A 6,084-nucleotide genomic window follows, 5' to 3' on the forward strand; every position below is an offset into this window, starting at 1 on the left:
GAATACCGAGCTGACGATGACCTATGACGTCGGCGGCTACGCCAAGGGCGGCCTCGCCGAGACGCTGGCGGGGCCAGTCGACATGGTGCTGGGCGAACAGGTCGCGCGGCTGAAGAAATACCTCGAGACCGGCAGACCGGATTAGGCAATTCCTTCCCCTTTTTGGGGGAGGCGGCCCCGCGTCTCAAGGCCCGCCGAAGAGACATGCCTCTCCCCCCGCGAAGCGGAGAGGGAGAGGATGAAGGAGAGGGCGGCGCGGCATTCGACGGATCACAGGCGGCGATGCCGTGGCCTCAGCGATCCCCTGACCCACCCGGAGCGCGCCGGAAAGTCCTCCGCCGCCCTCTCCTTTATCCTCTCCCTCTAGGGCTTCGCCCCGGGGGAGAGGCGGTGGGCAGTCTCCCCTCAATCAGCTTCGCTGACAGCTCGCCAGAGGCGGAGCAACTTTAGGCAGCTTCCGCCGTAAGCACGCGGCTCACCGCGTCGACCCCGGCTTCTTCCGCCGTCAGCACGCGGCTCACGGCGTTGACCACGGCGGCGATCCTGAGCGCGGCCTGGATCTGCTGGGCCGAGACGCCGTGCTTCTTCAGTTCGGCCTCGTGGGCGTCGAGGCAGGCGCCGCAGCCGTTCACCGCCGAGACCGCCGTGGACCAGAGCTCGAAGTCCGCCTTCTCGACGCCGGGGTTGGCGATCACGTTCATCCGCAGCCGCGCCGGCAGGGTCGCGTACTCCTTGTTCGTGAGCAGGTGGGTGGCGCGGTAGTAGACGTTGTTCATGCCCATGATCGCCGCTGCGGCCTTGGCCGCGGTCCGGGCTTCGTCCGAGAGGCCGGCGTCGACCGCGGCGGCTTCGACGGCCTTCACGACGGCGGCGGCTCCCACCGCATAGGCCGAGGCGACGAAGGCGCCCCACTTCTGCTGGTCGGTGAGGGTGGTTTCCGCGGCCAGGCTGGACAGGTTCAGGCTGAGGTCCTTGGCATAGGCGGGCAGCGTCTCGCGCAGGGCGTCGAGCGACATGGCAGGTCTCCAATTGAAAAGGGAAGAGGGAGGGACGCCTTCGCCCCTCCCGCCGTCGAAGGCTCAGGCCGCCTTCAGGGTCTCGCCGCCGACCGAGCGGTTGCAGGGGCAGAGCTCGTCGGTCTGCAGGGCGTCGAGAACCCGCAGCGTGTCCTGTGGATTGCGGCCGACGTTGAGGTTGGTCACGTAGACGTGCTGCACCACGTTGTCGGGATCGACCACGAAGGTGGCGCGCAGGGCCACGCCCTCGTCCTCGTTCAGCACGCCAAGCTCACGGGCGAACCTGCCGGAGCTGTCGGCGAAATTCCAGATCGGCAGGTTGTGCAGGTCCGGGTGCTCGCGGCGCCAGCCGAGCTTGGAATGCTCGTTGTCGGTCGAGCCGCCCAGCACCACGGCGTCGCGCTCGGCGAACTGCGGATTCAGCTTCGCGAACTCGGCGATCTCGGTCGGGCAGACGAAGGTGAAGTCCTTGGGGTAGAAGAAGATCACCTTCCACTGACCCGGGAAGCTTTCCTCGGTCAGGGTCTCGAAGGCGCTTTCGCCGCCCTCTTCGTGGCGCATGAAGCCGGGCTTCACGCCCACGATCTTGAAGTCAGGCAGGGTCTCGCCAACAGTCAGCATACTTGTCTCCGGTTTTCGTTGCGCGCCGGGGCGGGGAGGTCCGCGGCGTCGAGGCGTGGAGATAAGGGTGGCCCGATCCAATAGCTAATCGATTGGCTCTGGATTTTCGATAGAGCAAGCCTATGTTCTGTCCATGCTCCCCACCCTTCGCCAGCTGCAGTACCTCAAGCTCCTCGCCGAACAGGGCGGCTTCGGCCGCGCCGCCGACGCGGCCCATGTCACCCAGCCGACGCTCTCCTCCGGCATCCAGGAGCTGGAGCGCACCCTCGGCGCGCCGGTGGTCGACCGCGCGCGCTCAGGCGTGATCCTGACGGCGGTGGGCGAGGAGGCGCTGCGGCGCGCGACCGTCATCCTCAACGAGGCCGAGGAGCTGGTGGAGGCGGCCAAGAACGCCGGCCAGCCGCTCACCGGCCGCTTTCGCCTGGGCGTGATCCCGACGGTGGCGCCGTTCCTGCTGCCGCGCGCCCTGCCGGTGCTGCGCGAACGCTTCCCCAAGCTGCGGCTCTATCTGCGCGAGGACCTGACCCAGCGGCTGATCGCGGCCCTGAAGGCCGGCCAGCTGGACGCGGCGCTGATCGCGCTGCCCTTCGACATGCACGGCCTGAACTGGGCGCACGTCTCCGACGACGAGCTGCTGGCGGCTATGCCGGCCGGCCATCCGCTGGCGCGGCTGAAGTCGGCGGATCCCGAGGCGCTGGAGCGGGAGGACATCATCCTGCTGGAGGACGGCCACTGCCTGCGCGAGCACGCCCTGGCCGCCTGCGGTCTCAAGCCGCCGAAGACATCGTCCGGCGAGGAGTCCTTTGCCGCCACGTCGCTGCCGACCCTGGTGCAGATGGTCAGCTCCGGCCTCGGCGTCACCTTCCTGCCGGCCATGGCGGTCGATGCCGGCCTCACCGACCCGGCCTCGGTGGCCGTGCGGCCCATCTCGCCCGGCCACGCCAGCCGCGAGATCGTGGTCGCCTGGCGGGCCGGCTCCAATCGGAGCATCGAAGGCAAGCTGATCGCCGAAACCCTGAAGCATATCTAGTGCGCTGGGTTCGCCGCGTTCAGGGCCCTTCAAATTCAAGATGCGCACCAGAAATCCAAGAAGCACACCAGAAAGCATGGACTTGCTAGCGTCCTGTTCGATTCCGAAGTTCGCCAAAGCCGGCCGCGAACGCTTGCGAACTTCGGAATCGCGACACTAGCCCGATGGAGTCTCAACGATGATCAAAGTCCTGCTGGCGACTTCCGCCGCCCTGGCCCTGTGCGGCTGCATGAGCCTGTCCCGTAGCTCGACGGTGACGGCGATCCCGACGGGCGATGCGGCCCAGTTGAAGGTCTCCGAGATCAGGCTGACCGTCGCCGACGGCGTGAAGGTCAGTCCGAAGTTCGACGACATCTTCCGCCAGCACGTCCAGGCCAAGCTCGACGGCTGCGCCAAGGGCAAGCGGCCGGTGCGGCTGGAGGCCAAGGTGGACCGCCTGGACAAGTCCAATGCGGTGATGACCGCTATCGTGGCCGGCGCCAACGTCCTGCGCGGCTCCGCCAGGCTGGTGGACGTCAATTCGGGCGCGGTGGTCGCCGACTACAAGGTTGGCCAGACGGTGGTCGGCCGCAGCGTGGCGGTGGTGGTCATGGCCAAGGCCGAAGAAGAGCTCTCCGACGGCTTCGGCGACGAACTGTGCAAGCAGGCCTTCCCGACCTTGGTCGCAAAATAGTTTAGACATATCTAAATATGCTTGCGCCGCCGATCCGGTTTAGATATATCGATAACGTCCCGACAAAGGAGGGGACTTATCGTTATGCACAGACACCATCACTTTCACGGCGGCCATGAGCACCGAGGCCGTCATCCCTGGGGCGGCCATATGGGCGGTCCCGGGGGCATGCGGGGACACCATCGCGGCGGCCGCATCGGCCGCTTCCTGGAGCACGGCGACCTTCGCTTCGTGGTCCTGGCGCTGATCGCTGAACAGCCGCGCCACGGCTACGAGCTGATCAAGGAGCTGGAGGACCGCACCGGCGGCGTCTATCGGCCCTCGCCCGGGGTGATCTATCCGACGCTCGCCCTGCTTGAGGACGAGGGCTTCATCCGCCCTGTGACCGGCGAGGCCGGCCGCAAGCTCTACGAGGCCACCGACCCGGGCCGCGAGGCGCTGAAGGCCAACCAGGCCGGCGTCGACGCCGTCTTCGCCCGCATGGCCGAGGCCGCCGAGGGCGCGGATTCCACCCGCCCGCGCATCGCCCGCGCCATGACCAACCTCGGCATGGCGCTCGGCCAGCGGCTCTCGCGCCGTCCGATCACCCCAGACGAGATCGACCGCATCGTCCAGATGATCGACGACATGGCCGTGGCCATCGAGAAGACCTAGCGGCAAGTTCCTCCCCCAGCGCGTAAGCGCGATTTGGGGGAGGTGGCTCGGCGCCTGGCGCCGAGACGGAGGGGGTCCCCCGCCGAGGTCTGAGCGGACCCCCTTAGTCACCTTCGGTGACAGCTCCCCCGCAGGGGAGCAACTGGCAGACATAGCGCCTTGGCTCAGCGGCGTGCCTTGCGGGCCGTCTTGGCCTATATGTCCGCCGCCATGAGCCGTCCGTTCCTCAAGATGAACGGGCTCGGCAACGACTTCGTCGTGGTCGAGGCCCGCAGCGCGCCGTTTTCGCCGACGGCCGCGGAGGTGCGCGCGATCGCCGACCGGACGAGCGGGATCGGCTGCGACCAGCTGATCGTCATCGAACCGCCAGATCCGCAACAGGGGGGCGTCGACGCGCGGGTGCGCTTCTGGAATTCGGACGGCGAGGAGGTCTCGGCCTGCGGCAACGGCACCCGCTGCGTCGGCTGGCTGCTGATGCAGGCCTCCGGCCAGGACGCCGCGGTGATCGAGACCAAGGCCGGCCGGCTGCTGGCCCAGCGCGCCGGCGAGCGGCTGGTCAGCGTCGACATGGGAAAGCCCGGCCTCGACTGGCGGGACATCCCGCTGGCCCGCGAGCAGGACACCCGCTCGCTGGATGTCACGCTCTACGAGGACCCGTCGCTGGCCACGTCGCCGGCTTGCGTCTCCATGGGCAACCCGCACGTGGTGTTCTTCACCCACGACATCGAAGCCGTTCCGATCGTCATCGCCGGCCCGATCGTCGAGCACCATCCGCTGTTCCTGGAACAGGCGAACGTCGGCTTCGCCCAGGTTCTGAGCCGCGACCGCATCCGCCTGCGGGTATGGGAGCGCGGCGCCGGCCTGACCCCGGCCTGCGGCACCGGCGCCTGCGCGGCCCTGGTCGCCGCGGCCCGCCGCGACCTCACCGACCGAGCGGCGACCCTGGTGCTGGATGGCGGCGAACTGCTCATCGAGTGGCGCGACGACGACCACGTGATCATGACCGGCCCGGCCGCCGTAGATTTCGCGGGCGAGCTGCCATGAGCGCTCCGTCCGAAGACAACGTGGACGTCATCACGTTCGGCTGCCGGCTGAACGCCTACGAGAGCGAGATCATCCGCAAGCAGGCGGCGGCCGACGGGCTGTCCGACGCCGTCGTCTTCAACACCTGCGCGGTGACCGGCGAAGCCGTGCGCCAGGCGAGGCAGGCGATCCGCAAGGCGCGGCGCGAGCGGCCGGGCGCCAGGCTGATCGTCACCGGCTGCGCGGCCCAGATCGACCCCGCCGCCTTCGCCGGCATGGCCGAGGTGGACCTGGTGCTGGGCAATGCGGAGAAGAGCGCTCCGGGTTCGTACGTGGCCGCGCCCGAACTCGGCCGGGTACGGGTCAATGACATCATGAGCGTGCGCGAGACCGCCGGGCACCTGATCGCCAAAGACACGATTGGGGGGCTGAAGGACCGCGCGCGGGCCTATGTCGAAGTGCAGAACGGCTGCGACCACCGCTGCACCTTCTGCATCATCCCCTACGGCCGCGGGAACTCCCGCTCGGCCGCAGCCGGCGAGGTGGTGGCGCAGGTGAAGCGCCTGGCCGCCCAGGGCTACCGCGAGGTGGTGCTGACCGGCGTCGACGTGACCAGCTGGGGCGCGGACCTGCCCGGGACCCCGACGCTGGGCCAACTGGTGGCGCGGATCCTGAAGCTGGTCCCGGAGCTGCCGCGCCTGCGGCTATCCTCCATCGACGCGGCCGAGATCGACCCGGACCTGATGCGCTGCCTGGCGAGCGAACCGCGGCTGATGCCTTACCTGCACCTCTCGCTGCAGGCCGGCGACGACATGATCCTCAAGCGCATGAAGCGCCGGCACAGCCGCGCCGACGCCCTTCGGCTCGTGCGCGACGTCCGCGCCGTGCGCCCCGACACCGCCTTCGGTGCCGACCTGATCGCCGGCTTCCCGACCGAGACCGAGGCGATGTTCGAGAACACCCTGTCGCTGGTCGAGGCGGCGGGGCTTTCCTTCCTGCACGTCTTCCCGTTCAGCCCGCGCCCCGGCACGCCCGCCGCGCGGATGCCGCCCGTGGCGCGAGCCGTG

At 68.8% G+C, this 6,084-nt stretch carries 7 protein-coding genes; 5 read left to right on the forward strand and 2 right to left on the reverse strand.

Annotated elements, in window-relative coordinates; translation table 11 throughout:
* Positions 1–446 precede the first annotated feature (446 nt).
* Entirely contained in the window at positions 447–1,016 is a 570-nt protein-coding gene (locus JWP28_RS11475) for a carboxymuconolactone decarboxylase family protein (RefSeq protein WP_299542976.1), read from the reverse strand.
* A gap of 63 nt (positions 1,017–1,079) precedes the next feature.
* A complete protein-coding gene (locus JWP28_RS11480; RefSeq protein ID WP_299542978.1) occupies positions 1,080–1,637 on the reverse strand; it encodes a peroxiredoxin in 558 nt (185 codons plus the stop codon).
* Positions 1,638–1,770: 133 nt separating this feature from the next.
* On the opposite strand from JWP28_RS11480, the gene JWP28_RS11485 reads away from it, so the two are divergent.
* The 5 genes from JWP28_RS11485 to mtaB all read left to right on the forward strand — a co-directional run.
* Positions 1,771–2,667, forward strand: a complete 897-nt coding sequence (locus tag JWP28_RS11485) for a hydrogen peroxide-inducible genes activator (RefSeq protein ID WP_299542980.1) — start codon at positions 1,771–1,773, stop codon at positions 2,665–2,667.
* Positions 2,668–2,845: 178 nt separating this feature from the next.
* On the forward strand, positions 2,846–3,340 hold the full coding sequence (locus JWP28_RS11490) for a hypothetical protein (protein ID WP_299542982.1): 495 nt from the start codon (positions 2,846–2,848) through the stop codon (positions 3,338–3,340).
* A gap of 168 nt (positions 3,341–3,508) precedes the next feature.
* Positions 3,509–3,994 (forward strand): PadR family transcriptional regulator, encoded by a 486-nt coding sequence (locus tag JWP28_RS11495; RefSeq protein WP_299542983.1) that lies wholly within the window; start codon positions 3,509–3,511, stop codon positions 3,992–3,994.
* A 210-nt stretch (positions 3,995–4,204) separates the two neighbouring features.
* The gene (gene dapF, locus JWP28_RS11500; RefSeq protein WP_299542985.1) at positions 4,205–5,038 is read left to right on the forward strand and encodes a diaminopimelate epimerase; all 834 of its coding nucleotides are present in this window, start codon (positions 4,205–4,207) and stop codon (positions 5,036–5,038) included.
* Positions 5,035–6,084 (forward strand): tRNA (N(6)-L-threonylcarbamoyladenosine(37)-C(2))-methylthiotransferase MtaB (gene mtaB / locus JWP28_RS11505; protein ID WP_299542987.1); only part of this gene is annotated, 1,050 nt, incomplete at its 3' end. The genes dapF and mtaB, both read left to right, overlap by 4 nt.

Source organism: Phenylobacterium sp. (assembly GCF_028290885.1).
Taxonomy (GTDB): domain Bacteria; phylum Pseudomonadota; class Alphaproteobacteria; order Caulobacterales; family Caulobacteraceae; genus Phenylobacterium.